The sequence below is a fragment of the Pseudomonas asplenii genome (genome assembly GCF_001293465.1).
Lineage (GTDB): Bacteria > Pseudomonadota > Gammaproteobacteria > Pseudomonadales > Pseudomonadaceae > Aquipseudomonas > Aquipseudomonas fuscovaginae_B.
The window spans coordinates 109,868-131,162 of record NZ_JSYZ01000007.1; the positions used below are offsets into that span (position 1 = coordinate 109,868).

24 protein-coding genes are annotated in these 21,295 nt (G+C 65.9%); 15 read left to right on the forward strand and 9 right to left on the reverse strand.

The features are described from left to right. Positions 1-183: 183 nt before the first annotated feature. A complete protein-coding gene (locus tag PF66_RS10250) occupies positions 184-1,239 on the reverse strand; it encodes an NAD(P)-dependent alcohol dehydrogenase (RefSeq protein WP_054060787.1) in 1,056 nt (351 codons plus the stop codon). Positions 1,240-1,680: 441 nt separating this feature from the next. Here PF66_RS10250 and PF66_RS33020 point away from each other — a divergent pair, with 441 nt between their 5' ends. From PF66_RS33020 to codA, 9 genes are all read left to right on the forward strand, one after another. Further along, positions 1,681-1,839 carry a hypothetical protein gene (locus PF66_RS33020; protein WP_160319901.1) on the forward strand — a complete coding sequence of 53 codons (159 nt, stop codon included), beginning with the start codon at positions 1,681-1,683 and terminating at the stop codon, positions 1,837-1,839. Positions 1,840-1,876: 37 nt separating this feature from the next. After that, the gene (locus PF66_RS10255) at positions 1,877-3,109 is read left to right on the forward strand and encodes an alpha/beta hydrolase (protein WP_054062601.1); all 1,233 of its coding nucleotides are present in this window, start codon (positions 1,877-1,879) and stop codon (positions 3,107-3,109) included. Positions 3,110-3,182: 73 nt separating this feature from the next. Beyond that, positions 3,183-4,085, forward strand: a complete 903-nt coding sequence (locus PF66_RS10260; protein ID WP_054060785.1) for a LysR substrate-binding domain-containing protein — start codon at positions 3,183-3,185, stop codon at positions 4,083-4,085. 155 nt (positions 4,086-4,240) lie between these two features. Next, positions 4,241-5,167, forward strand: a complete 927-nt coding sequence (locus tag PF66_RS10265) for an AEC family transporter (protein ID WP_054060784.1) — start codon at positions 4,241-4,243, stop codon at positions 5,165-5,167. Positions 5,168-5,241: 74 nt separating this feature from the next. Then, a complete protein-coding gene (locus PF66_RS10270; RefSeq protein WP_054060783.1) occupies positions 5,242-6,090 on the forward strand; it encodes an AraC family transcriptional regulator in 849 nt (282 codons plus the stop codon). 48 nt (positions 6,091-6,138) lie between these two features. Then, complete coding sequence (locus PF66_RS10275) at positions 6,139-6,525, forward strand: cupin domain-containing protein (RefSeq protein WP_054060782.1); 387 nt, start codon at positions 6,139-6,141, stop codon at positions 6,523-6,525. A gap of 448 nt (positions 6,526-6,973) precedes the next feature. Beyond that, positions 6,974-8,239, forward strand: a complete 1,266-nt coding sequence (gene codB / locus PF66_RS10280) for a cytosine permease (protein ID WP_054060781.1) — start codon at positions 6,974-6,976, stop codon at positions 8,237-8,239. After that, positions 8,236-9,456, forward strand: a complete 1,221-nt coding sequence (locus tag PF66_RS10285; protein ID WP_054062602.1) for a PucR family transcriptional regulator — start codon at positions 8,236-8,238, stop codon at positions 9,454-9,456. The genes codB and PF66_RS10285 overlap by 4 nt, the downstream gene beginning before the upstream one ends. Beyond that, complete coding sequence (gene codA, locus PF66_RS10290) at positions 9,453-10,688, forward strand: cytosine deaminase (protein WP_054060351.1); 1,236 nt, start codon at positions 9,453-9,455, stop codon at positions 10,686-10,688. The genes PF66_RS10285 and codA overlap by 4 nt, the downstream gene beginning before the upstream one ends. A gap of 347 nt (positions 10,689-11,035) precedes the next feature. Here the strand turns inward: codA and PF66_RS10295 are convergent, their stop codons facing one another. Together PF66_RS10295 and PF66_RS10300 are read right to left on the reverse strand one after the other, a co-directional pair. Further along, positions 11,036-11,722: a GNAT family N-acetyltransferase gene (locus PF66_RS10295; protein WP_206542425.1), complete on the reverse strand. Its 687-nt coding sequence runs from the start codon at positions 11,720-11,722 to the stop codon at positions 11,036-11,038. A 50-nt stretch (positions 11,723-11,772) separates the two neighbouring features. Further along, on the reverse strand, positions 11,773-12,180 hold the full coding sequence (locus PF66_RS10300; protein ID WP_054062603.1) for an MAPEG family protein: 408 nt from the start codon (positions 12,178-12,180) through the stop codon (positions 11,773-11,775). A 92-nt stretch (positions 12,181-12,272) separates the two neighbouring features. Between PF66_RS10300 and PF66_RS10305 the strand changes: the two genes are divergently transcribed. From PF66_RS10305 to PF66_RS10320, 4 genes are all read left to right on the forward strand, one after another. Continuing rightward, positions 12,273-13,235, forward strand: coding sequence for a GlxA family transcriptional regulator (locus PF66_RS10305; protein WP_054060354.1), 963 nt, complete (start codon positions 12,273-12,275; stop codon positions 13,233-13,235). A gap of 115 nt (positions 13,236-13,350) precedes the next feature. Next, entirely contained in the window at positions 13,351-13,992 is a 642-nt protein-coding gene (locus PF66_RS10310) for a DUF2239 family protein (RefSeq protein WP_054062604.1), read from the forward strand. A 23-nt stretch (positions 13,993-14,015) separates the two neighbouring features. Continuing rightward, complete coding sequence (locus PF66_RS10315) at positions 14,016-14,474, forward strand: DUF1330 domain-containing protein (RefSeq protein ID WP_054062605.1); 459 nt, start codon at positions 14,016-14,018, stop codon at positions 14,472-14,474. Continuing rightward, on the forward strand, positions 14,471-15,361 hold the full coding sequence (locus PF66_RS10320) for an alpha/beta fold hydrolase (protein ID WP_054062606.1): 891 nt from the start codon (positions 14,471-14,473) through the stop codon (positions 15,359-15,361). The genes PF66_RS10315 and PF66_RS10320 overlap by 4 nt, the downstream gene beginning before the upstream one ends. A gap of 1 nt (position 15,362) precedes the next feature. Here PF66_RS10320 and PF66_RS10325 read toward each other — a convergent pair whose 3' ends face one another. Beyond that, entirely contained in the window at positions 15,363-16,229 is an 867-nt protein-coding gene (locus PF66_RS10325; RefSeq protein WP_054061235.1) for an AraC family transcriptional regulator, read from the reverse strand. 130 nt (positions 16,230-16,359) lie between these two features. On the opposite strand from PF66_RS10325, the gene PF66_RS10330 reads away from it, so the two are divergent. Both PF66_RS10330 and PF66_RS10335 read left to right on the forward strand, forming a co-directional pair. Beyond that, positions 16,360-16,746 (forward strand): hypothetical protein, encoded by a 387-nt coding sequence (locus PF66_RS10330; RefSeq protein WP_054061234.1) that lies wholly within the window; start codon positions 16,360-16,362, stop codon positions 16,744-16,746. 10 nt (positions 16,747-16,756) lie between these two features. Then, entirely contained in the window at positions 16,757-17,113 is a 357-nt protein-coding gene (locus tag PF66_RS10335; protein ID WP_054061233.1) for an antibiotic biosynthesis monooxygenase, read from the forward strand. Positions 17,114-17,132: 19 nt separating this feature from the next. On the opposite strand, the gene PF66_RS10340 is transcribed toward PF66_RS10335, so the two are convergent. The 5 genes from PF66_RS10340 to PF66_RS10360 form a co-directional block, all read right to left on the reverse strand. Further along, positions 17,133-17,804 carry a DUF3313 domain-containing protein gene (locus tag PF66_RS10340; protein ID WP_054061232.1) on the reverse strand — a complete coding sequence of 224 codons (672 nt, stop codon included), beginning with the start codon at positions 17,802-17,804 and terminating at the stop codon, positions 17,133-17,135. A 98-nt stretch (positions 17,805-17,902) separates the two neighbouring features. Then, positions 17,903-18,286 (reverse strand): DUF4180 domain-containing protein, encoded by a 384-nt coding sequence (locus PF66_RS10345; protein WP_054061231.1) that lies wholly within the window; start codon positions 18,284-18,286, stop codon positions 17,903-17,905. Beyond that, on the reverse strand, positions 18,279-19,148 hold the full coding sequence (locus PF66_RS10350) for an alpha/beta fold hydrolase (RefSeq protein ID WP_054061230.1): 870 nt from the start codon (positions 19,146-19,148) through the stop codon (positions 18,279-18,281). The genes PF66_RS10345 and PF66_RS10350 overlap by 8 nt, the downstream gene beginning before the upstream one ends. Next, entirely contained in the window at positions 19,145-19,567 is a 423-nt protein-coding gene (locus tag PF66_RS10355; RefSeq protein ID WP_054061229.1) for a helix-turn-helix domain-containing protein, read from the reverse strand. Before PF66_RS10355 ends, PF66_RS10350 begins: the two co-directional genes overlap by 4 nt. 86 nt (positions 19,568-19,653) lie before the next feature. Then, the gene (locus tag PF66_RS10360; protein ID WP_054062607.1) at positions 19,654-21,228 is read right to left on the reverse strand and encodes a L,D-transpeptidase family protein; all 1,575 of its coding nucleotides are present in this window, start codon (positions 21,226-21,228) and stop codon (positions 19,654-19,656) included. Positions 21,229-21,295 lie beyond the last annotated feature (67 nt).

The following is a 21,295-nucleotide window of genomic DNA, read 5'->3' on the forward strand; positions in this document are numbered from 1 at the left end:
CGCTCACGTGTGCCCCTGGAATTCATGAACTTTCCAGGTGTACATGGCAGACTTCATGCCAACCATAAAATCATTGAAATACAATGACTTGCCAACATATCAGCGCAACGCGCCTGCTGCTAAACCAGCATCGCTGCCCACCAACTGTTGGCTGGCGAACAGCGTTTGCACTTCAGTCGGCGATCAGCGCTGCGGGTTCAGGGTGGCGTTGTCGATGACGAAACGGTACTTCACCTCGCCCTTGAGCATGCGCTCGTAGGCATCGTTGATCTCGTCGGCGCGGATCAGTTCGATGTCGGCGGTAATCCCGTGTTCGGCGCAGAAATCCAGCATTTCCTGGGTTTCGGGGATGCCGCCGATCATCGAGCCGGCAATGGTGCGACGCTTCATGATCATGTTGAACACGTTGGGCGACGGATGCGGCGAAGCCGGTGCGCCGACCAGCGACAGGGCACCGTCACGCTTGAGCAGGACCAGGAACGCATCGAGGTCGTGCGGGGCAGCCACCGTGTTGAGGATCAGGTCGAAGCTCTTGGCATGGGCGGCCATCTCGTGGGCATCACGCGACACCACCACTTCATCCGCGCCCAGCGCCTGGGCGGCCTCGCGCTTGGAGGCCGAGGTGGTGAAGGCCACCACGTGCGCGCCCATGGCGTGGGCCAGCTTGATACCCATGTGCCCCAGGCCACCGATACCGACCACACCGATCTTCTTGCCGGGCCCGGCATTCCAGTGCCGCAACGGCGAATAGGTGGTGATGCCGGCACACAGCAGCGGCGCAACAGCGGCCAACTGGTTTTCCGGGTGAGCGATGCGCAGGACATAACGTTCATGCACGACGATTTTTTCCGAGTAGCCGCCCTGGGTCCAGCCCGGGGCATCGGGCGTCGGGAAGTTGTAGGTGCCGATCATCCCGTCGCAATAGTTCTCCAGGCCCTCGTCGCAGTCGGCGCAATGCCTGCAACTGTCGACGATGCAGCCGACCCCGACCAGGTCGCCGGCCTTGAAGCCGCTGACGTGGGCGCCGACCGCACTGACGCGACCGACGATTTCGTGGCCGGGTACGCAGGGATAACGGGTACCCTCCCACTCGGAACGCACCTGGTGCAGGTCGGAATGGCAGACGCCGCAGAAGGCGATGTCGATCTGGACATCGTGGGCACCGGGCGCACGACGGGTGATCTGCAGGGATTGGAGTGGTTTATCGCCCGCATGGGCACCATAGGCATGCACTTGCATCGGAATTTTCCTCTGGCCGTGAATCGAACGGGCGGTTGCACGCGGCAACGACCCGGCTACCCATATTCACAGGGAGGCGGCGGACCGCAGTAGCGCAATCCGGTCGTATTCTTGCCTGATCCTCTCGATAGCACAGGCAAGACCGGAGAGGACACTGGACTATCGGCCGATCGGCATGGAGCGCAGGTCCTGATCCGCCACAACGGGTCGAAAATCTTCTCCTGCCCGGGCAGGCCCGGCATGAACCGGGACGGCGCTGCTGCACAGGCAGCAGGCCAGCAGCAATCGATGCTTCCCCACCATCATCCGCCTCTCCCCGCCCATCCCTGCCGTTCCCGCAGGCCACGTCCTGCAAGGGCTGCAGCCTTGCCCGGGGCGCTGGCACACATCCTGCTCACCCCCCGGGACTGCCGGCCCGCCCGGTGCCCATGGAGCGACACGATGATGAGAACCGCTGACGCAGCACGCCTACTGATCCTGGCCGCCCTGTTCGGTGGCGCAGTGATCCTGGCTCCGGCACAGCCGCGCCAGGACGGCTTCGCCAATATCGCTCCAGGGCATGCCGCATGGGCCCCCAAGGACTACTGGCCGGGCCCCTGAGCCCTGCCGACGTCTTCATCCAACCAGGAAGCAATCCATGAAACTGCCGTTCAAGCTGGCCTGCGGTGCCGGCCTTCTCGCCCTGTCGCTGCAGACCCTGGCCGCCGTGCATGCGCCACGCCCGGATCCGCAACAGGGCGATGGCCGCGTGTCGCCCTTCTACACCTGGCAACAGGAGATTCCGGCCCAACCCGGCAAGCTGCTGCGCAGCGAGCCTCTGCCGGTACAACTGAGCCTGGCCGAGGCCGGCGCCCAGCAACGCATCCTCTACACCTCCACCAACGGCATCGACGGCAAGACGCCGATCGTGGTGTCCGGCGCGCTGTTTTTGCCCAAGGGCAAGGCTCCCACCGGTGGCTGGCCGGTGGTGTCCTGGGGCCATGGCACGGTTGGCGTGGCGGATATCTGCGCGCCGTCCTGGGCCGGTCGTTCGATCCGTGACGTCAACTACCTCAACGCCTGGCTGCGCGAGGGTTATGCCGTGGTCGCCACCGACTACCAGGGCCTGGGCGTGCCCGGCGGGCATCCGCTGCTCAACAGCCGCGTGGCCGCCTACGGCATTCTCGATGCCGCACGTGCGGTGATCGCCGGCACACCGGGGCTGGCCAACAAGGTGCTGATCGTCGGCCAGTCGCAAGGCGGCGCCGGAGCCTATGCGGCGGCAGCCTATGCGCCGGACTACAGCCCGGCCCTGGGCGTCAAGGGCACGGTGGCCACCGGGGTGATCTACAAGATCACCGATAACAAAACCCGCCCACCGAAGGACCCGAACCAGGTCGATGAAACCCTCGCCTACGGCTTCTACACCCTGCTCGCGCAACAGCAGTACGACCCGAGCATCGATCCGCAGGACTATTTCACCCGCGAGGCCCTGCCGTTCGTGGAGCAGGCCCGTACCAGCTGCCTGGCTGCGCTGGAGGCAGACACCGTGTTCAGCGGTCGGACCCTCGCCAACACCCGCAAGCAACCCAGCGCCGAAGCCGCGGCAAAACTGCGGCCGTGGATCCAGGCGATCGACTTCCCGACGCTGAAGCTCAAGCAGCCGATCTTCATCGGTGCCGGCGAGACCGACCCGAGCACCACCGCGCAAAGCCAGAGCAGCCTGGCCCGCGACAGTTGCGCGGCGGGCAGCGTGGTCGAGGCCCATGTGTATGCCGGGCTGGAACACAGCGGCACGGTCAACGCCTCGCTGAAGGACTCGATTCCCTTCGCCCGCAAGGTGCTCGCCGGTGAACCGATCACGCCGGTCTGCAACCCGACTCCGCAGTAGCCACCGCTTGAGGCGGTACATGCCCGGGGATCAATTGGGGCACAATGGCCACTGATCCCCGGAGCAACGCCCAATGTCCCTACGCGAATTCCGCACCCTGGTCGCCATTGCCCAGTACGGCTCCTTCGCCCGTGCCGCCGAAGCCATCCACCTGACGCAATCGGCGGTCAGCCTGCACGTGAAGAGCCTCGAGGACACCTTCGGCGCGCCATTGTTCGACCGCACCCGGCGTATCCCGCTAATGACGCCGGCCGGTCACCTGGTGCTCGATCGGGCCCGGGAGATCCTGGCGATCCACGACAGCATCGCCGCCGACCTCAGCGACGGTTCACAGCTGCGCGGCACCTTGCGCATCGGCGCGATCCACACAGCCCTGTCCGGCTTCCTGCCGGCCGCGCTGGCGGCACTGAGCGCCGAACATCCGCACCTGCGGGTGAACGTGGCGTCCGGCATGTCCGCTGAGCTGGCCATTCGCATCGACAACGGCGAACTGGATGCGGCCATCACCACCGAGCCGGTCAAGCCCTACCCCTTCGGGCTGGTCAGTACCCCGCTGTACCAGGAAGGGTTCTGGATCGTCGCCCCGGCCAACCTGCCCTGCCGCGATCCGCGCGGCTTGCTGCAGGACTACCCGTTCATCCGCTTCGACCGCCGGGCCTGGGCCGGCAGGACGATAGAGCGGGAACTGCGCAGGCTGCGCATACGGGTACAGACCAGCATGGAACTGGACAGCCAGGACGCCATCCTGCAGATGGTCGCCAGCGGTCTGGGTGTGTCGATCATCCCGCTGTCGCGGCAGAACCTGCCGGCATCGCGCAAGATGCTTTGCCTGCCCTTCGGCGAACCGCAGCAGATGCGCACGGTGGTTCTGCTCGAACGCGAGGATCGCCCGGCGGGACGCTCGGCCCAGGCCCTCGTGCAAGCGGTGCGCACCCAGGCCGGGCACGCGACAACCCATGAGAAATTATCAAGCTAGCGGCAATTTTATATCGTTTTTTATTGTCGATCGTGAACGCTATCGTGGGGCGTTTCGTTGCCATCCGAGAGCGCCATGCCTGCTACCACCGATCAACCGACCCTCACCGCGCAGAAAACCCGACAGCGCCCTCATCCGGCACCGGGAGCCTGTCGATGAACGCCACGCTGATCCTGGCGCTGGTGCCCATCGCCTTGCTGATCGCCCTGGGAGCGTGGTTGCGACATGCCCGCTTTCTCGCCGAAGGCTTCTGGCCCCAGGCCGAACGCCTGGGCTACTACGTGCTGCTGCCGGCGCTGTTCTTCCACGGCCTGTCCAGCGCGCAATTGGGCGACATTCCGGTCAGGGAGATGATTCTCGCGCTGGTGCTGCCCACCCTGGCGGTAGCGGCCATTCTGGTACTGTTACGACGCAACCTGGCCGTCGACGACCCGGCCTTCACCTCGTTGTTCCAGGGTGGCGTGCGCTTCAACAACTACGTCGGAGTCTCCGCTGCCGCCGGGCTGTTCGGCAGCCACGGCATCGCCCTGGCCGCAGTCGCCAATGCAGCCATCGTGCCCACGGTGAACATCCTCTGCGTACTGGTCTTCGCCCGTTATGGGAGTGGTACGAGGCTCGGCCTGGCAGGCGTGGCCCGGCAGCTCGCGCTCAATCCACTGGTGGTGGCCTGTACCCTGGGCATCCTCATGCAGCTCACGGGTACCCGCTTGCCGGCCGGCCTCGAACCGACCCTGAAGGCGCTGGGCCAGGCCTCACTGCCCCTGGGCCTGCTCTGCGTGGGGGCCGCCCTGGACCTCGCCGCCTCACGCAGTTGGCTACGACCGGTGGGCGTTTCGTCAGTCGCCAAGTTCATCGCCATGCCCCTGACGACCCTGCTGATCTGCCACCTGCTGGGCCTGCGCGGCGAAGCCGCGATTGCCGCTATCCTGTTCCAGGCACTGCCCACCGCGTCGTCCTCGTACATCATGGCCCGCCAGTTGGGCGGCGATGCGCCGTTGATGGCCGGCATCATCGCCAGCCAGACCCTGCTCGCGGGCATCACCCTGCCGCTGGTGGTCATGGGCTGCACCCAGTGGTTGTAAGGGAGCCGGGGCTGACGCCAACCGGCCATCACGGGTATCGTGGCGCCTGACACCCGCCCCCGGATATCGCACTGATGGACACAGACACACCGCCCCCCGTCTCGGACTGGGTGGTACGCAACGCACAACCCGGACGAGTGGAACGGATCGAAGCCTGGTTCGGCGGCCACGGCTACGATCCGCACCGCCATGACACCTATTCCATCGGCCGCACGCTCGCCGGCGTGCAGAGCTTCCACTACAAGGGCTCGCTGCGCCATGGCATCCCCGGCAACACCCTCGTCCTGCACCCCGATGAGCTGCACGACGGCATGGCCGGTACCGAGGCCGGCTTTCGCTATCGCATGGCCTACGTCGACCCGGCGTTGATCCAGCAGGTGCTCGGCGGCGAGCCGCTGCCGTACATCGCCGGCGGGCTTTCCCAGGATCCGCGCCTGTATCACGCCAGCGAGGCGTTCGTGCAAGGCATGGATCATCCGCTCGATACCCTGGAGGAACAGGACGCCCTGTTCGACCTGGCCATGGCCCTGCGGGCGGTCGCCGGCAAGCCCCGTGGACGCAAGCGCCTGGACTACCCGGCGGCCGAACGGGCCAGGGAGTTCATCGTGGCGCACCTGAACCAGGAGATTACCCTGGAGATGCTCGAGCACGTCAGCGGCCGCGAGCGCTGGAGCCTGTCCCGGGATTTCCGGGTCCTGTATGGCACCAGCCCCTATCGCTTCGTGACCCTGCGCCGCCTGGACCAGTTCCGCCGACTGATCCTCGACGGTTTCACCCTGGTCGACGCCGCCCTGATCAGCGGTTTCCACGACCAGAGCCACATGACCCGCCACTTCACCCGCTGCTACGGAGTCCCGCCTTCACGCTGGCTGGAGCGCCTGCGGGCCAGCGGCCGACTTGCAGGATCGTACAAGTGCCACTGATCAGCCTTTGGCTAGACTGACGGCTCCCATTCATAAAGAGGATTCGTCATGTCCCATTCCCTGCCCGAGCCGAGCCTGCAAGCCGTGAACCTGGCCCACAAGGTGTCGCTGATCGATGAGCACTGGAGTCCGAAAGTGGTCGCCGAGATGAACGACTATCAGTTCAAGGTGGTGCGCATCGAGGGTGAGTTCATCTGGCATTCCCACCCGGAAACCGACGAGGCGTTCATCGTGCTGGACGGGACCCTGCGCATCGATCTGCCCCATGGCAGCGTGTACGTCGGCCCGGGCGAGCTGTATGTGGTGCCGCGCGGCGTGGAACACCGGACGGCCGCCGACAGCGAGGCCCGGCTGATGATCATCGAGCCGCGGGGCATTGTGAACACAGGCCATGAGGGCGGCGAGCTGACGGCGCCCAACGATCTCTGGATCTGAGTCAGAGCGACCAGGGCCGTGCCCCTCACCGGCTTCAGAGACAGGCCCAGGTGAGGCCGGCCAGGGCTGCGGCCAGCAGGTATCCGCAACCGGGTTGGAACAGCAGCAACAGCACCGTCACCCCCAAGGCTTGTGTAACCGCTTGCCGGGGGTGAGCCAAAGACAGTTGGCTGCCATAGGCAGGGAGCGTGCACCGCCGAACACTGCGGCAAAAAAATGTTACGACAATGGACTCACTTGGTGCACACTCGCCCCGCCTTGAAGCATCCTGCACATATTCAACGGTGATTTCCCCCTAAAAATGTGCGCTTCGCACATAAAACAATGTCAGACCTGCCCGCTTTTTCTGCCCGTCCCGAGCCGCTGAAAGTGGGCCTGGTTATTGCTCATGCCCAGGCAACGCAAGCCCACCTTTCATTGCACCGTTTTTCGGTTCGGAGAAAAGCACATGAGTTCCACCGGCGAATTTCCCCTGAGTGAAGCCCCCTCCCATGCCCGCAAGGGACTGCTGTCCATTTCCATGGTGCTGTTCAGCTTCACCTTCTTCACCGGCACCATGTTCGCCGGCGGCAAACTGGGCATGGCCTTCAATTTCGTCGACATGCTGTGGGTCGCGGCCATCGGCAACAGCCTGCTGGCGCTGTATGCCGCGGTGCTGGCCTTGATCGCCTCGCGCAGCGGCCTCAATACCGTCCTGATGGGTCGCTTCTGCTTCGGCGAAGCCGGCAGCCGCCTGTCCGACTTCATCCTCGGTTTCGCCGAACTGGGCTGGTACGCCTGGGGCACCGCCACCGTGGCCATCGTGCTGGTGAAGATGCTCGGGCTGGCGAGCGGCCTGACCATTCCATTGATGATCCTGTTCGGCCTGGGCTTCAGCCTGACCGCGATCATCGGCTACAAGGGCCTGGACGTGCTGTCGCGGGTTTCGGTACCGCTGATGTTCATCCTGCTGGTGATCTCGATGGTCATCGCCACCCGCAAGATCGGCGGCCTGCAGGGCCTGGCCGCAGTGATCCCGCATGAGGCCATGAGCTTTTCCGCAGCGGTGACCATGGTCTTCGGCACCTTCGCCAGCGGCGCTACCCAGGCCACCAACTGGACCCGGCTGGCGCGCAGCGGACGGGTCGCGGTCATCGCCAGCGTGATCAGCTTCCTGGTCGGCAACGGCCTGATGATCGTCGCCGGCGCCTGGTGCGCGATCGTCTACCAGCAGGCCGACATCGTCGAGGTGATGATGTTGCAGGGGCTGTCCTTCGCCGCCGTGGTCATGCTCTGCCTGAACCTGTGGACCATCCAGGGCCCGACCATCTACAACGTCTCGGCCGCGGCCTGCCACCTGCTGCGCAGCGAGCGTCGCCGCAGCATGACCCTGGCCGCGGCCGGTGTCGGCATCCTGCTGGCCATCGGCGGCATGTACGAAATGCTCATCCCGTTCCTGGTGCTGCTCGGCTCGATCATCCCGCCGATCGGCGGCGTGATCATGGCCGATTTCTGGTACCGCCATCGCGGCAAGTATCCGCAACTGGCGAGCGTCAAGCTGCCGCGCTACAACTTCAATGGGCTGGCGGCCTATGCCGTCGGCGCCCTGCTGGCGTACAGCTCGCCCTGGGTCGCGCCACTGGTGGGCATCGCCGCCTCCGCGGTGTGCTACATCGGCCTGGTGGAACTGCGTGGCCGGGACAGTGCCCTTCACCCCATGCAAGGTGGTCAATGAGCCTGACGGTCGAGGAAATCCTCAAGCTCCCCGGGCTTGAGGAACTGCGCGTCCGTGCCGGCGCCGCTCACCTGCAGCGCAGCGTGCGCTGGCCCTACGTGGCCGAGAACGAAGGCATCGCCGAGTGGGTGATGGGCGGCGAACTGGTGTTCGTCACCGGCATCAACCACAGCCGCGAGGAAGGCAACCTGCTCAGCCTGGTCGAGGATGGGGTCGCGGTCGGCATCGCCGGGCTGGTGATTCTCACCGGCGAGGCCTTCATCCAGCGCATTCCCCAGGCGGTCATCGAGCGCGCCGAACTGCTCGGCCTGCCGCTGATCGAGCAACCCTACCTGCTGAAGATGGTGGTGGTCACCCACGCCATCGGCACCGCGCTGGCGCACATGGCCCAGGCCAGGCGCTCGCGGCAGGACATTCTCGGCCAGTTGCTGACCGGCGACTACCCGAGCCTGGCCATCGCCCGCCAGCGCGCCGCCCATGCGCAACTGCCGGTCGAGGGACCGCGGCGCCTGCTGGCCTTGCGGCTGTCGGCGGTCAACCTGCTGTTCGAGCGCCACGCGCCCGACCAGGCGGAACAGTTGCTGCAAAAGACCCGCCAGGCCCTGCAGGACCACCTGCAAGCCTGGGGCCGCCAGCAACCCGAACCACTGCCGGTGATCCTGCAAGGCGACCTGTTCGTGCTGCTGCTCGCCGACCATGCCGAGCTACCCCAGGCCCTCACGGCGCTGTATCGCAGCGCCAGCGGGCAGATCGGCGAGCTGAACCTGTTCATGGGCCTGGCCAGCCGCGTCGAGGACTGCGGGCAGTATCGCCGGGCCCTGGGCGAGGCCCGCCAGGCGCTGGACGTCGCCGAAAGCCTGCGCCCGGCCAGTGGCCTGTGCGACTTCAGCGAGCTGGGGGTGCTGCGCCTGCTGCAGGGTATCGGCGACCGCACACTGATCGATGACTTCGTCAGGCAGACCCTCGGCCCGCTGATCGGCACCGGGCGCAAGCAGCCGCTGACCCTGCTCAGAACCCTCGACGCTCTGCTCCAGGAAAACGCCAACACCTTCAAGGCGGCCAGCCGCCTGCAGATCCACCGCAACACGCTGGCCCAACGTATCCAGCGCATCGAACAACAAAGCGGGCAATCACTGGACGACCCGCTGTTTCGCATGAATGCCGCCGTGGCCCTGCTGGCCTGGCGCATGACTCAAACCTGTAAGGAGCCTGCATGAACATCATCAATGCCCGCCTGCGCGGCAAGACCGGCCTCTATCGCATCGAACTCGACGGCGAGCGCATCGGCGCCATCGTCGCCCAGCCCGGCGTGGCCCAGGCACAAGCGGCGGACCTGGACGCCGACCAGAACCTGGTCACCGCGCCCTTCATCGAACCGCACATCCACCTCGACGCCACGCTGACTGCCGGCGAACCGAGCTGGAACATGAGCGGCACGCTGTTCGAGGGCATCGAGCGCTGGGCCGAACGCAAGGCCCTGGTCACCCATGAAGACACCAAGACCCGCGCACGCAAGACCATCGACATGCTGGTCGACCACGGCATCCAGCACGTGCGCACCCACGTCGACGTCACCGACCCGACCCTGGCCGCACTCAAGGCCATGGTCGAAGTCCGCGAGCAAACCCGCCACCTGATCGACCTGCAGATCGTCGCCTTCCCCCAGGAAGGCATCGAGTCGTACAAGAATGGCCGTGAGCTGATGACCGAGGCCGTGGCGCTGGGTGCCGACGTGGTCGGCGGCATTCCGCACTTCGAGAACACCCGCGACCAGGGCGTGTCCTCGGTGAAGTTCCTGATGGACCTGGCCGAACGCACCGGCTGCCTGGTCGACGTGCACTGCGACGAGACCGACGACCCGCAGTCGCGCTTCCTCGAAGTGCTCGCCGAAGAGGCGCGGGTCCGCGACATGGGTAGCAGGGTCACCGCCAGCCACACCGTGGCGATGGGTTCCTACGACAACGCCTATTGCTCCAAGCTGTTCCGCCTGCTCAAGCTGTCCGGGCTCAACTTCGTCTCCTGCCCGACCGAGAGCATCCACCTGCAAGGACGTTTCGACACCTTTCCCAAGCGCCGTGGCGTCACCCGCGTGGCCGAACTGGACCGGGCCGGCCTGAACGTCTGCTTCGGCCAGGACTCCATCGTCGACCCCTGGTACCCCCTGGGCAACGGCAACATCCTGCGGGTACTCGAAGCCGGCCTGCACATCTGTCACATGCTCGGCTACCAGGACCTCACCCGCGCCCTGGACCTGATCACCGACAACAGCGCCCGTACCCTGAACCTCGGCGAACGCTACGGCATCGAGACCGGGCGCCCGGCCAACCTGCTGATCCTGTCGGCACCGGACGACTACGAGATGATCCGCCGCCAGGGCCAGGTGCTGGTGTCGATCCGCGCGGGCAAGGTGCTGCTCAAGCGGACGCCGGCGACGGTGCAGCGCTATTGATCCTGATCGCCAGGTTTCCCCCATCCGGCCGGGTATGACGAAGGATTGTCCACCCGGCAGGCCCAGCCATTACCGGTACGGAAAAACATCCGCCTGTGACAGCCCACGGGAGCGGGCGTACGCCACCAGCAACTGACTGACCAAGTGGACGCACGGCCCCTGGCAACGCTGCTTTCCTCGCGCGAGAGGGCGCCGGTGCGGAGCACCCGTGGGCCTACTGTAGGGGTGGCATGCACTGTGTCATCCAACAATAGCCGACCGGGTCGGTATGGGGTCAGGCCATGCCTCTATTGAAGATCGCCGTTAACCAGATGCGCCCCTCCCGGGCGGGGCCGGGGCACGAGGGTTCAAGCGGCAGAGGGGTCGGCAGTGCAGCCGATCCTCCATAACGAAAACACCTGCCGGGTTTCGAACCCCAACCGCCGATAGAGCGAGACAGCCGACCGGTTGTGACTGAACACATGCAGAAACGGCAGGTCACCACGCCTCAGGATATCGCGGCGCAGGCTGTTCATCAGCCGCGCGGCCAGACCTCGCCCCCGGTAGGCCTCGTCCACGCAGACAGCGCTGATCTCGATGAAGCCGTCGAGCCGCATCCGTTCACCGGCCATGGCGATCAATCGCCCTTGATCACGCAGGCCAATGTAGCGGCCCATTTCACCAGTGCGTTGGCCGAACGGGCCGGGGCGGGTCTGCTGCGCCAGCTGCAGCATCGCCGCGGTATCCGCAGGCCCTAGGCACTGCAGATCCTTTTCGTCGACCGAAGCGGGAGGGTCGATGGCGACCATCTGCAGTATCTCGCCCAGCGCCTGCACCGGCAGTGCCTCCAGCGGCGGGCAGGTGCTGATCGTCTGCATCAGCACAGGGCCGGTTTCGCCAATAAGTCGGCCAAGTGCCTGAAACGCCTCCGGGCTCGGGCTCGCCACTGCCGCAAAGGGACTGACCGCCGGCAGATAGCGCCGGGCCAGGCAACCGCCCTCCCCCAGTTCGCGTTGCCGGCCCGTCAGCGCATGCCAAGTCGGATTATCGAGCATCACCTCGTTCCTGTTCATCGTCTGCCTACCCTTCAAGGTGGTTAAAACCATCAGCCCAACTGGCCGATCAGGGTAAAGGCGAAGACCAGCGTCGCCGCGAAACCCACTAGGAAGGCCAGGGTGCGCAAGCCTGCGATACCGCCGGTGTACACCGCGAAATGCACCAGCCGCGCGCCCAGGAAGACCTTGGCCGCCATGACCGTGGCCGGGGTACTGATGCCCAGCGTGGCAGCAGTCAGCACCAGCGGCGCGAACACCGCCAGGTTCTCGATCGCATTGGCATGGGCCAGACGTGCCCGCTGTGCCCAGCGCGGCCCCTGCGGCTTGGCCGGGTCGGGGTTGCCCAAGGCCGAGGCCAGCCCCTGCATCCTTGCCCGGGCCAGGGTGTAGGGCAGCCACATCAGCGCGGTAGCCAGCACGACAAGGGTGAATGAGTAGAGTTCGCAGGTGAGTTTCATGAGTGCGTTCCAGATGGGAGACGCGACCAGTCTGTTGCGCTTGAGGCGAATGAGCTATGTTCATAAATGACTTTTTTACGATCATTCACGACATGAAAATCGATATTCTGGTACTTGATGGCGTCTTCGACACCGGCCTGACTGCGCTGCTGGATACCTTCGCGACCGCCAATGAACTGATGGCCCGGAGCGGCGATGCCAAAACGCCTTTCGAGGTTCGCCTGACCGGCCTGCACAGCCCCGTATGCACAGCCATGGGGCTCACCACCCTGGTCGAGGACCCAGCGTGCGGACACCGCCCCGACTGGGTGATCGTGCCGGCGATCAACACCAAGCAACCCGAGCGGCTGCTGGAGGCGCTGAACCGCCGGGACGTGATAGACGCCAAGGCCCGCCTGCGCGACTGGCACGCAGCCGGCATCCCGATCGCCTCGGCCTGCCTGGGCACCTTCATCCTGGCTGATGCCGGCCTGTTGGACGGGCACAGGGCAACTACCAGTTGGCCCCTGGCAACCCTGTTTCGCCAACGCTACCCGAAGGTCGAGCTGGACGATTCGCACATGGTTATCGCCTGCGACAACCTGGTGACCGCCGGGGCTGCCATGGGCCATCTGGACCTGGCACTCTGGCTGGTACGCCAGGCCAGTCCCGATCTGGCAGCACGGGTGGCACGCTTCCTGTTGATCGACACCCGTGCCTCCCAGGGCCAATACATCATTCCCGACCACCTGGCCCATGCCGACGCACTGATCCAGCGTTTCGAGCGCTGGGCCCGCAGACGCCTGGCCCTGGGCTTTTCTCTCAAGGAGGCGGCGCAGGCTCTGCACGTCCATCCGCGCACCTTGCAAAGGCGCACCGAGGCGGTCCTGGGCAAATCGCCGCTGGCGTTTTTCCAGGACCTGCGGGTCGAACGGGCCAGGCAACGGGTGGCCAACGGCGGTGATCTGGAGGCCATAGCCGGCGAAGTCGGTTACGCCGATGCCTCAACCCTGCGCAACCTGCTGCGACGCAAACTCGGCCGTGGGGTACGGGAGCTGCGCAACGAAATCAGATAAGGCGGTGTTCCGGCACAAATCGTCAGGCCGTTGAGGCCTAATTATTACCCGGACAATATTGACTAAAAATTAATACCCGGATATTAATAGCCTCCTCACACGGAGGGATGATCAAATGTCCGAGCTGCTTACAAAACCTGTCACGGCCTTCGAGGCCCATCGTCTATTGAGCGCAGGGCCGCTGGTGGAGGTGGCACTGGCCGTCAAGGCCACTCACGAAAAAGCCCCGGCCAGTCCGGTGCTGGTGTTCGACGACCGCACCGGCCGGGTCATCGACCTGGACCTGCGTGGCACCAAGGCCGACATCATCGAGCGCCTGTCCCAGCCACCCCGGCCATCTGCCGGGCGCTATCGTCCACGCAAGGACGCGCCCACCGTGCCCGCGGCGGACCAGCCCACGGAACCGAAAGGCCGTGGCCGGCCGAAACTCGGCGTGGTGGCCCGCGAAGTGACCCTGCTGCCCCGACAATGGGAATGGCTGGCGGAGCAACCCGGCGGCGCTTCCGCCGTGCTGCGCCGCCTGGTCGACGACGCGCGCAAGAACGGCGGCTCACGCCAGCAGCGGCGCGCGGCCCAGGAGGCCGCCTACCAATTCATGCTGGCCATCGCCGGCGACTTCCCCGACTACGAGGAAGCAACCCGGGCACTGTTCGCCGACGACCGCGCGGGCCTGGAACAACGCCTCGCGACCTGGCCCGAGGATATCCGCGAGCACGCACTGCGTCTGGCCTTCGCCCCCAGGGACAACGCCCGGTAAACCACCCAATGACAGGAGTCACGATGAGCGCCCCCACTGCCCGATGCCATCTCGAGCCGACCCGGGAGGCTGGTCGACGTTTCATTCAGCGAGGCCTTGTCGGCGAAGTGACGATGCTCAACCTGCTGCGCTTTCGCGAAGTCGCCGACTACGGCGCCACCCCCGAACTGGCACCGGCGCACCCCATCAGTGGCGCCGAGGCCTTCGAGCGTTATATCCGGCACACCCTGCCGCTGCTGCGCCAGACCGGCGGCGAACTGCTTTATCTGGGCAGCGCGCAAGCCTGGCTGATCGGTCCCGAAAACGAACGCTGGGACCGGGTGATGCTGGTACGCCAGAGCAGTGTCGAAGCCTTTCTCGGTTTCGCCAGCCACGCCGGCTACCTCGAAGGCCTCGGCCACCGCACCGCGGCCCTGGAAGACTCGCGTCTGCTGCCGATGACCGCCCACCCATTCACCGCTGTCGAAGGAGCCCGCCCATGACCACCCTACACGCCAATGGCCTGGAACTGGCCTACGACAGTTTCGGCAACCCCCACGACCCGGCGATCCTGCTGATCGCCGGGCTCGGTAGCCAGATGATCCGCTGGAGCGAACCCTTCTGCCGAGCCCTGGCGGTCGAAGGGTTCCGGGTGATTCGCTTCGACAATCGCGACAGCGGCGGCTCGACCCACTTCGGCCAGCACGGCACGCCGGACCTCGGCGCCCTGGTCGCCGCCCTGATGGCCGGGCAACGCCCCCAGGTGCCCTACAGCCTGCACGACATGGCCGGGGATGCCCTGGGCCTGCTCGACGCCCTCGCCATCGACCGAGCCCATGTGGTGGGCCGCTCCATGGGTGGCATGATTGCCCAGTTGCTGGCCTGCGAACATCCCGAACGGGTGCTGTCGCTCACCTCGATCATGTCCAGCACCGGCAACCCGGCCCTGCCCCAGGCCGCCCCTGAGGTCATGGCGATGCTGATGCGTCCGGCACCCGACCCGGCCACCGACGAGGCCGCGTTCCTGGCCCACAGCCTGGCGTTTGCTCGGCGTATCGCCGGCAGTGGCCTGCCCTTCGACGAGGCAACCCATCGCGAGCTGGTCCTGGAGGAGCGCCGTCGCGCCCGCGGCAGCGGCGGCACACCACGGCAGATCGCGGCCATCGCCGTCACCGGCGACCTGCGTTCGCGCCTGGTGGCTGTCCGTGCTCCGACGCTGGTCATCCATGGCGCGGACGATCCGCTGATCCTGCCCGCCTGCGGCCAGGACAGCGCGGCGTCGATCCCGGGTGCCGAGTTCCTGCTGATCGAAGGCATGGGTCACGACCTGCCGCCCGCGCACTATCCGGCCATCAGCACAGCGATCGTGCGCAACGCCCGCCGGGCGTGAATCATTGCCGGTCCGGCTCGCCGGCCAGCACGATGCCCGGCACCCTGGCGAAGTCGCCCTCGCGGGACAGTTCCGCGGTCCGTTCCAGCAGGTAACGCGCCGGCGGCTTGCCGACGGCCTTGCGGAACATGGTGACGAAACCGCTGGAGCTCTCGTAGCCCAGGTCCAGGGCCACGGTCTGCACGCTTTCACCTCGACTCAGGCGGCGCAACGAAAGAATGACATGCAGTTGCCTGCGCCAACGGCCGAAGCTCACCCCGGTTTCCTGCAGCAGCAGGCGGCTCATGCTGCGCTCGCTCATGCCGATGCGGCGCGCCCACTCGCCCATGGCAATCCTGGCGCTGGGCTCGGCCAGCAGTGCCTGGGCCAACTGACGCAGGCGCCGATCCCGCGGCATGGGCAGATGCAGGTCTTCCACCGGGGCCTGGCACAGTTCGTCCAGCAGCGTCGCCACCAGCCGCGCCTCACGCCCCTGTTCGGCATACAACTGGGGAAAGCTCGCCGCCCGCAACAGCAGTTCACGCAGCAGCGGCGACACGGTCAGGGTGCAGCAGAACTTCGGCAGGTCCGGTGCGGCATCGGGCTCGACGAACAGGCAGTAGCACTCCGTCTCGCCGGCACTGCGCGCCACATGCTGCAGGCCACCGGGGATCCAGACCGCGCACTGCGGCGGCACGATCCAGACCCCCTCGTCGACCTCGCAACTGAGGATGCCACGCACCGAATACAACAGCTGCGCCTTGCGATGCTGGTGGAGGTCATATTCCCAGCCGTCGGAGACCCGCGAAGCATGCAGGGCATAAACGGGACGGGGGATTTCGTCGACCGCCCCGTAGCCTGCCGGGTCGTCGAAAGGAATCTGTAGCATGCCGGGCTGTCCTTGAATGATGAACGGCCCTTGGCCGTTTTGAACAATAGTGTGGCCATATTGCGCAATGACGTCCAGCCAGGGGCGGGGTATCGTGAAGTCATTGCAGTGAAAACCCAGGAGAACGGACATGCAGGTCGATGACACCCACTTCCCACTGGTCTGGATGCAGGCAAACCGGACAGGCCTGGCCGCCGACGACAACCCCTTCGCCGGCTTCGAAGCCTTGCTGGAACGTCAGCAGCCCTTCGTTCTGCTCAACGAGGAGGGCCTCGGCGAAGGTCGTTATGAGCACACCCACGAGGAGCGAAAGCAGGTTTCGCTGTGGATGAAACGCCACAGGGAGCCGCTGCGGGCCTTCGTGAAGGTGGCGATCTATGTCGAGGCCGACGCGGCGACCCGGGCGGCGACCGAGTCCTTCGCCCCCGCCTACGAGAAATTCTGGGGCTACCCGATGCTGATCGTCGCCAGCCGCGACGAAGCCCTGGCACGGGCCCGGGACTACCTGGCGAACTGAGGCGAAGGCCGTGCAACCCATTCCATCCACGATAGAGGGGGCCCTGCCCCTGGTTGCCATCAGCACCGTTGAAATCCGCGCACTCGGCCAGGCGACCACAGCCCTGCAGGATCGCCTGGGCCACCTGCTCGAGGCCCTGCAAACCGGCTCCGGCTGCACGGCCTACAGCCTGGCGCGCAGCACCTCATGCCCGCGTGCCTGGATCCTGACCGGCTACTGGAGCGCCCTGGCACCCATGCGGGCGCATTTCGAACTGCCCTGCCTCAAGGAGCTGTTCGCCCTGACACGGGAGCGGCTGGCCGACCGGCTGAGGTTCGCCACCTTCGAACTGAGCCTGCCTCCACCCGAGGAACGACCGGGCAGGTGAAACGCCTGCCCGGCCCGGCTCAGTGTCGCTGCAGCCGGAGGTAGGACTGGTGCATGTCCGCCGCCCAGCCGTCAATGACCGCTTTCACATCATCGGGTTGCATCACCTGGCTGGTGTTTTCCAACGGCTTGCCGGTACCCTGGCGGACCACCTCGCCGATCACCGCGTGGCTCTGGCCATCGAGAAAGGCGGTTTCCGTCGCCAGCGTGGTTTGCTGGTCACGAATCCCCGAAGCCGTGCTGACCGCCGCCGCTACCAGGGCGATTGGCACCAGCTCGTAGGGCTTGAGGCTTTCGGTCTTGCTGCTGACCGCGGTGATCGCCGCGCGGACCACCACCACGCCGGGGCCGGGCCCGTTGGCCAACGGCAGGGATTTGCCCAGCTCACGCTGCAGGGCCTGGTCGTAGTAGCGGGTGATGCCCTGCAAGGTCGCCAGGGGGATCTGCGCCGTGGGCTGGGGCGCGGGATACAGCTGGGTCGGCTCGATATAGACGCGGGTGTATTTCCTTGGCTCAAGCCGGGGGTCGACCCAGCGCATCACCTCGGCCCCCGAGGGGGTCTTCTCCCGCTTGAGCAGGCTGTAATCCTTGAGAAAACCCGAGTAGTGATCGGATTGAGCGGACTGGCCCGCACAACCGACCACCGCAAACGCGGCGACGCACAACGCACCGATCATCAATCCTGACTTCATGCCGACACTCCTTTTGGCTGGCCACTACCGGTACAGGAAAGGTAGGTATAGTCAAGGAACACCGTCTCGGCACCTGCCGCACTGGCGCAATCGTCGTGTCAGCGCTCAATTGCAGTTTCCGTCAGGCGGGCCTGCAAGGCCGCCCGGGAGGAAACGAACCAGACGTTCCCACCGGCATTGGACTCGGCCACGAACTCGGCCAGGGCCTTGCTGCCTCGGGTATGGGCGGATAGGTCACCGATGACGGCCACATGCAGCCGGTAGTTGACGAACTTCTGCAACAGCGCGCCGGCCAGGCCGCTGCGCAAATCGAAGAACGTTGGGGCCAGGCGTTCCACGGGAATTGCCAGCCAGCTCGCCTGCACCTCCCAGGCGGCGGCGATCAGCTCGCGAGCATCCTGCTCATGCACCAGCACTGCGCCGCTGTCGGCGCAGGCCAGCACCCGCACGGAGCCCATTCGAACCACTGTGTGCTCATGCATGGGGGGCCTCCTTCCCGCTGCGCAGAAACGCCAGTACCTCGTCGCCCTGCCCCCGGACATAGTGCGGCGCCTCGGCAACCAGACGGGTAACCGCATGGGGCACATGAGCCGCCACACGCGCCATGGTCTCACGGCTGTCGAGCAATACGTCTCTGCCCCCGGCCACCACCAACAGCGGCATATTCAGGCGACGCAGTGCCGCATCATCGAGGACCGGTACCTTTTCCAGGCGGGGCTTGAGGCTGCGGCCGATCAGTTCCATCAACTCGAATACCCCGAGCGCCTCGGCCGACAAGCCCCGGGGAGGAGCCCCGAGTACCTGTCGCCGAACCCGACGGCGCCCCCACTCCCCCAGCAACAGTAACGGCAGCGCCTTGTACCAGAACGCCCGTTGCCGGCCGATGCCCGAGGGATAGAGCAATACCAACTGCCCCACACGCTCGGGATGGCGCGAAGCAAAATCCACGGCCAGCCAGCCACCCAGAGAAGCGCCCACCAGCGCCGCCCTATTGATCCCCAACTGCTGCAGCACCTCGGCCAGCCAACTGGCATAGGCGCCACTGGCCAGGGCCGGTCTGGTCGCGGCGCTGAAGCCCGCCTCGCCGATCATATCCAACGCGTAGACGCGCAAATGCCGGGACCAATCGGCCGCCTCGAACATCCATGCGGCCGCGTTGGACAGCGAGCCGTGCAGCAGCACCACCGGCGTTGCGCTCGGGTCACCACACGCCACGACAAAGGTTTCCCCATGCGACGTCTGCAACCGCAACTGCTGGTTCGGCACCGGCCAGCTCGACAGTACCGCCCGGTAACGGTCGAGCACCTGCCGCTCAAGGGCCGCCGACTTGTAGAAACGGCTCACTGGAAGTCGTCCACCAGTGCCTGGATCGTCGCCAACAGCGCCGCCGCATCGGCGGGTGCCGCGATCAGCACGATCTTGAGCAGCGAGCGCGACAGGTCATGGGCGGTCTGGCACTGGATCGGTTCGGCCTCGCCACGACGTCCCATCAGCGTGGCCTGCAACAGGGTGACCAGACGCTCGGCCTGCGGCACCGACAGTGCGGGCACTTCGACGATACAGGTGGCGCGAAGCGGCTCAGGTGGCAGGTTTTCGGCCGCCGCCCTGCCGGCAAAGGCCGCCACGTCTGCGGCCTTCAACCGATAGGATTTGCCAATGCGAGTCGCCGCCAGGCGGCCCTCGCGGATAAAGCGCAGGACCGTCTTGGCGTGCAATTGCAAACGCTCGGCAGCCTGGGCAACGGTGTAGAACTCTTCAAACATGTGAATACCAACACTCCCCATTGCTACCTAATATACAAAAAACAGGTAGCAATAGGGAACAAATCAGTCCTTCACCTTCGCCGCGATCAGGAGGAACTGCCCAGGGCTTTCAAGAGCACGGGGTCACGCCCATAGATATCCGGCGCGTAGAGCAAGGCGCCATCGTGGTCGACCTGCACCGTCCAGTACCCCAGCACGATCGGCACCGGGGCTGTCAGCCGGTACTCATGAGTGGTACCGCTGGCCAGCAGGTCATCGGTGCGGGTTCGCTCGGTGCTGCTCAACAGCAGATCACGCAGATGCAACGGCTGCTCGACCCGCACGCAACCCGAGCTGAACGCCCGCGGCCCCTTGGAGAACAGCGGCTGGCTGGGGGTGTCGTGCAGGTACACCGAGAACGGGTTGGGGAAACGCAGGACGATCTTCCCCAGCGGGTTGCGCGGGCCGGCGCCCTGGCGCAGGAGGATGTTGCCCGGTCGTTCCCAGTCGACTTCGTTCGCCGCCAGCGGGCGCCCTTCGCTGTCGAGCACCTGCAGGTTCTGCTGGGCGAGGTAGGCCGCGGGGTCAGGACGGATGGCCGGCAGCTTGTCCTCGCGAAGGATGGTCGGCGGGACGGTCCAGGTCGGGTTCAGGGTCAGGCGGGTGATGCGTGACTTGAGCAGTGGCGTCTGCCGATCGGCCCGGCCGACCTGCAGGCGCGTCTGCCACAGCGGTTCACCGTCACGATAGAAGCTCAACTGCGCCGCCGCGACGTTCACCAGCACGCCCTCGGGCTCCAGGTCCGGAGCCAGCCAGCGGAAACGTTCAAGGTTCAGCCGCAACTGTTCGCGGCGCAGCGCCGGGCTGATGTTCAGCTCGACCAGCGTGCCTGGCCCGATCACCCCGTCGGCCTGCAGCGAATGCCGGTACTGGAAGTGCTTGACCGCCTCGGCGAGGTCCTCGCCGTAGACCTTTTCAGGACCGGCGGGCAGGCGCTGCAGGTAACCTTCGGCCAGCAGGCGCCGGGCCAGGGCCGGCACCCGTGCGTCCTCCATGCCGGGCCGCAACAGCGGACCGGAGGCGAGTTCCGACCAATGCGGCAGCGGCTGCTGGCGCTGCGCCGCATAGGCGCTGCGCAGGCTGCGGTACAACTCGGCATGCGGGCGAGCCTGATCGAAGGCCTGGGCCAGGTCCTGCAAGCCGGTCGCGGCCAGCGTCAGCAGCTCGGCATCGGGTTCGCCGGTGGGTGGCTGGTAACGCCAGAGCGGCTCGAAACGCGCCTGTGACAGGCGCCCATAACGCAGGTCATGCAGGGCTTGCAGATACTGCCGGCTGATCTGGATATCGCTGCACAGCGGATCACCCGCTCCCGGCTCCCGGGCCAGCGGATAGCGTGCCGGGTCCAGCCCATCGTCAGCCAATAGTGGCAATTGGGCCTGCAACGCCGCCAGACGCCCTTCGACGGACCAGAGCGGAACATTCCCCTGCTGCTGGTAGAACGCCTGCAACCTCAGCTGTGTCGGCGCATCCAGCTGCGCGGCCAGGCCCGGACAGCTCGTCGGCAACTGGGCAAGCGCCGCCTGCAACGGCGTGGGGGGATCGCCGAGCAGATCGTCGGCCGTCGCGACCAGTGGTGCAACGAGCAGGCAAAGGCTCAAGTAACATGCGTGTTTTTTGAACAAGGGCTAGGCTCCCATCCACGATTATCGCGCGGGCGGTCTAAGGTTATGACAGAGGCGAAAACCCTCG

Excerpts from the sequence above, each read along its gene's own strand:
- PF66_RS10250 (WP_054060787.1), bottom strand. The coding sequence starts at position 1,239 with ATGCAAGTGCATGCCTATGGTGCCCATGCGGGCGATAAACCACTCCAA.
- PF66_RS33020 (WP_160319901.1), top strand. The coding sequence starts at position 1,681 with ATGATGAGAACCGCTGACGCAGCACGCCTACTGATCCTGGCCGCCCTG.
- PF66_RS10255 (WP_054062601.1), top strand. The coding sequence starts at position 1,877 with ATGAAACTGCCGTTCAAGCTGGCCTGCGGTGCCGGCCTTCTCGCCCTG.
- PF66_RS10260 (WP_054060785.1), top strand. The coding sequence starts at position 3,183 with ATGTCCCTACGCGAATTCCGCACCCTGGTCGCCATTGCCCAGTACGGC.
- PF66_RS10265 (WP_054060784.1), top strand. The coding sequence starts at position 4,241 with ATGAACGCCACGCTGATCCTGGCGCTGGTGCCCATCGCCTTGCTGATC.
- PF66_RS10270 (WP_054060783.1), top strand. The coding sequence starts at position 5,242 with ATGGACACAGACACACCGCCCCCCGTCTCGGACTGGGTGGTACGCAAC.
- PF66_RS10275 (WP_054060782.1), top strand. The coding sequence starts at position 6,139 with ATGTCCCATTCCCTGCCCGAGCCGAGCCTGCAAGCCGTGAACCTGGCC.
- codB (WP_054060781.1), top strand. The coding sequence starts at position 6,974 with ATGAGTTCCACCGGCGAATTTCCCCTGAGTGAAGCCCCCTCCCATGCC.
- PF66_RS10285 (WP_054062602.1), top strand. The coding sequence starts at position 8,236 with ATGAGCCTGACGGTCGAGGAAATCCTCAAGCTCCCCGGGCTTGAGGAA.
- codA (WP_054060351.1), top strand. The coding sequence starts at position 9,453 with ATGAACATCATCAATGCCCGCCTGCGCGGCAAGACCGGCCTCTATCGC.
- PF66_RS10295 (WP_206542425.1), bottom strand. The coding sequence starts at position 11,722 with ATGCTCGATAATCCGACTTGGCATGCGCTGACGGGCCGGCAACGCGAA.
- PF66_RS10300 (WP_054062603.1), bottom strand. The coding sequence starts at position 12,180 with ATGAAACTCACCTGCGAACTCTACTCATTCACCCTTGTCGTGCTGGCT.
- PF66_RS10305 (WP_054060354.1), top strand. The coding sequence starts at position 12,273 with ATGAAAATCGATATTCTGGTACTTGATGGCGTCTTCGACACCGGCCTG.
- PF66_RS10310 (WP_054062604.1), top strand. The coding sequence starts at position 13,351 with ATGTCCGAGCTGCTTACAAAACCTGTCACGGCCTTCGAGGCCCATCGT.
- PF66_RS10315 (WP_054062605.1), top strand. The coding sequence starts at position 14,016 with ATGAGCGCCCCCACTGCCCGATGCCATCTCGAGCCGACCCGGGAGGCT.
- PF66_RS10320 (WP_054062606.1), top strand. The coding sequence starts at position 14,471 with ATGACCACCCTACACGCCAATGGCCTGGAACTGGCCTACGACAGTTTC.
- PF66_RS10325 (WP_054061235.1), bottom strand. The coding sequence starts at position 16,229 with ATGCTACAGATTCCTTTCGACGACCCGGCAGGCTACGGGGCGGTCGAC.
- PF66_RS10330 (WP_054061234.1), top strand. The coding sequence starts at position 16,360 with ATGCAGGTCGATGACACCCACTTCCCACTGGTCTGGATGCAGGCAAAC.
- PF66_RS10340 (WP_054061232.1), bottom strand. The coding sequence starts at position 17,804 with ATGAAGTCAGGATTGATGATCGGTGCGTTGTGCGTCGCCGCGTTTGCG.
- PF66_RS10345 (WP_054061231.1), bottom strand. The coding sequence starts at position 18,286 with ATGCATGAGCACACAGTGGTTCGAATGGGCTCCGTGCGGGTGCTGGCC.
- PF66_RS10355 (WP_054061229.1), bottom strand. The coding sequence starts at position 19,567 with ATGTTTGAAGAGTTCTACACCGTTGCCCAGGCTGCCGAGCGTTTGCAA.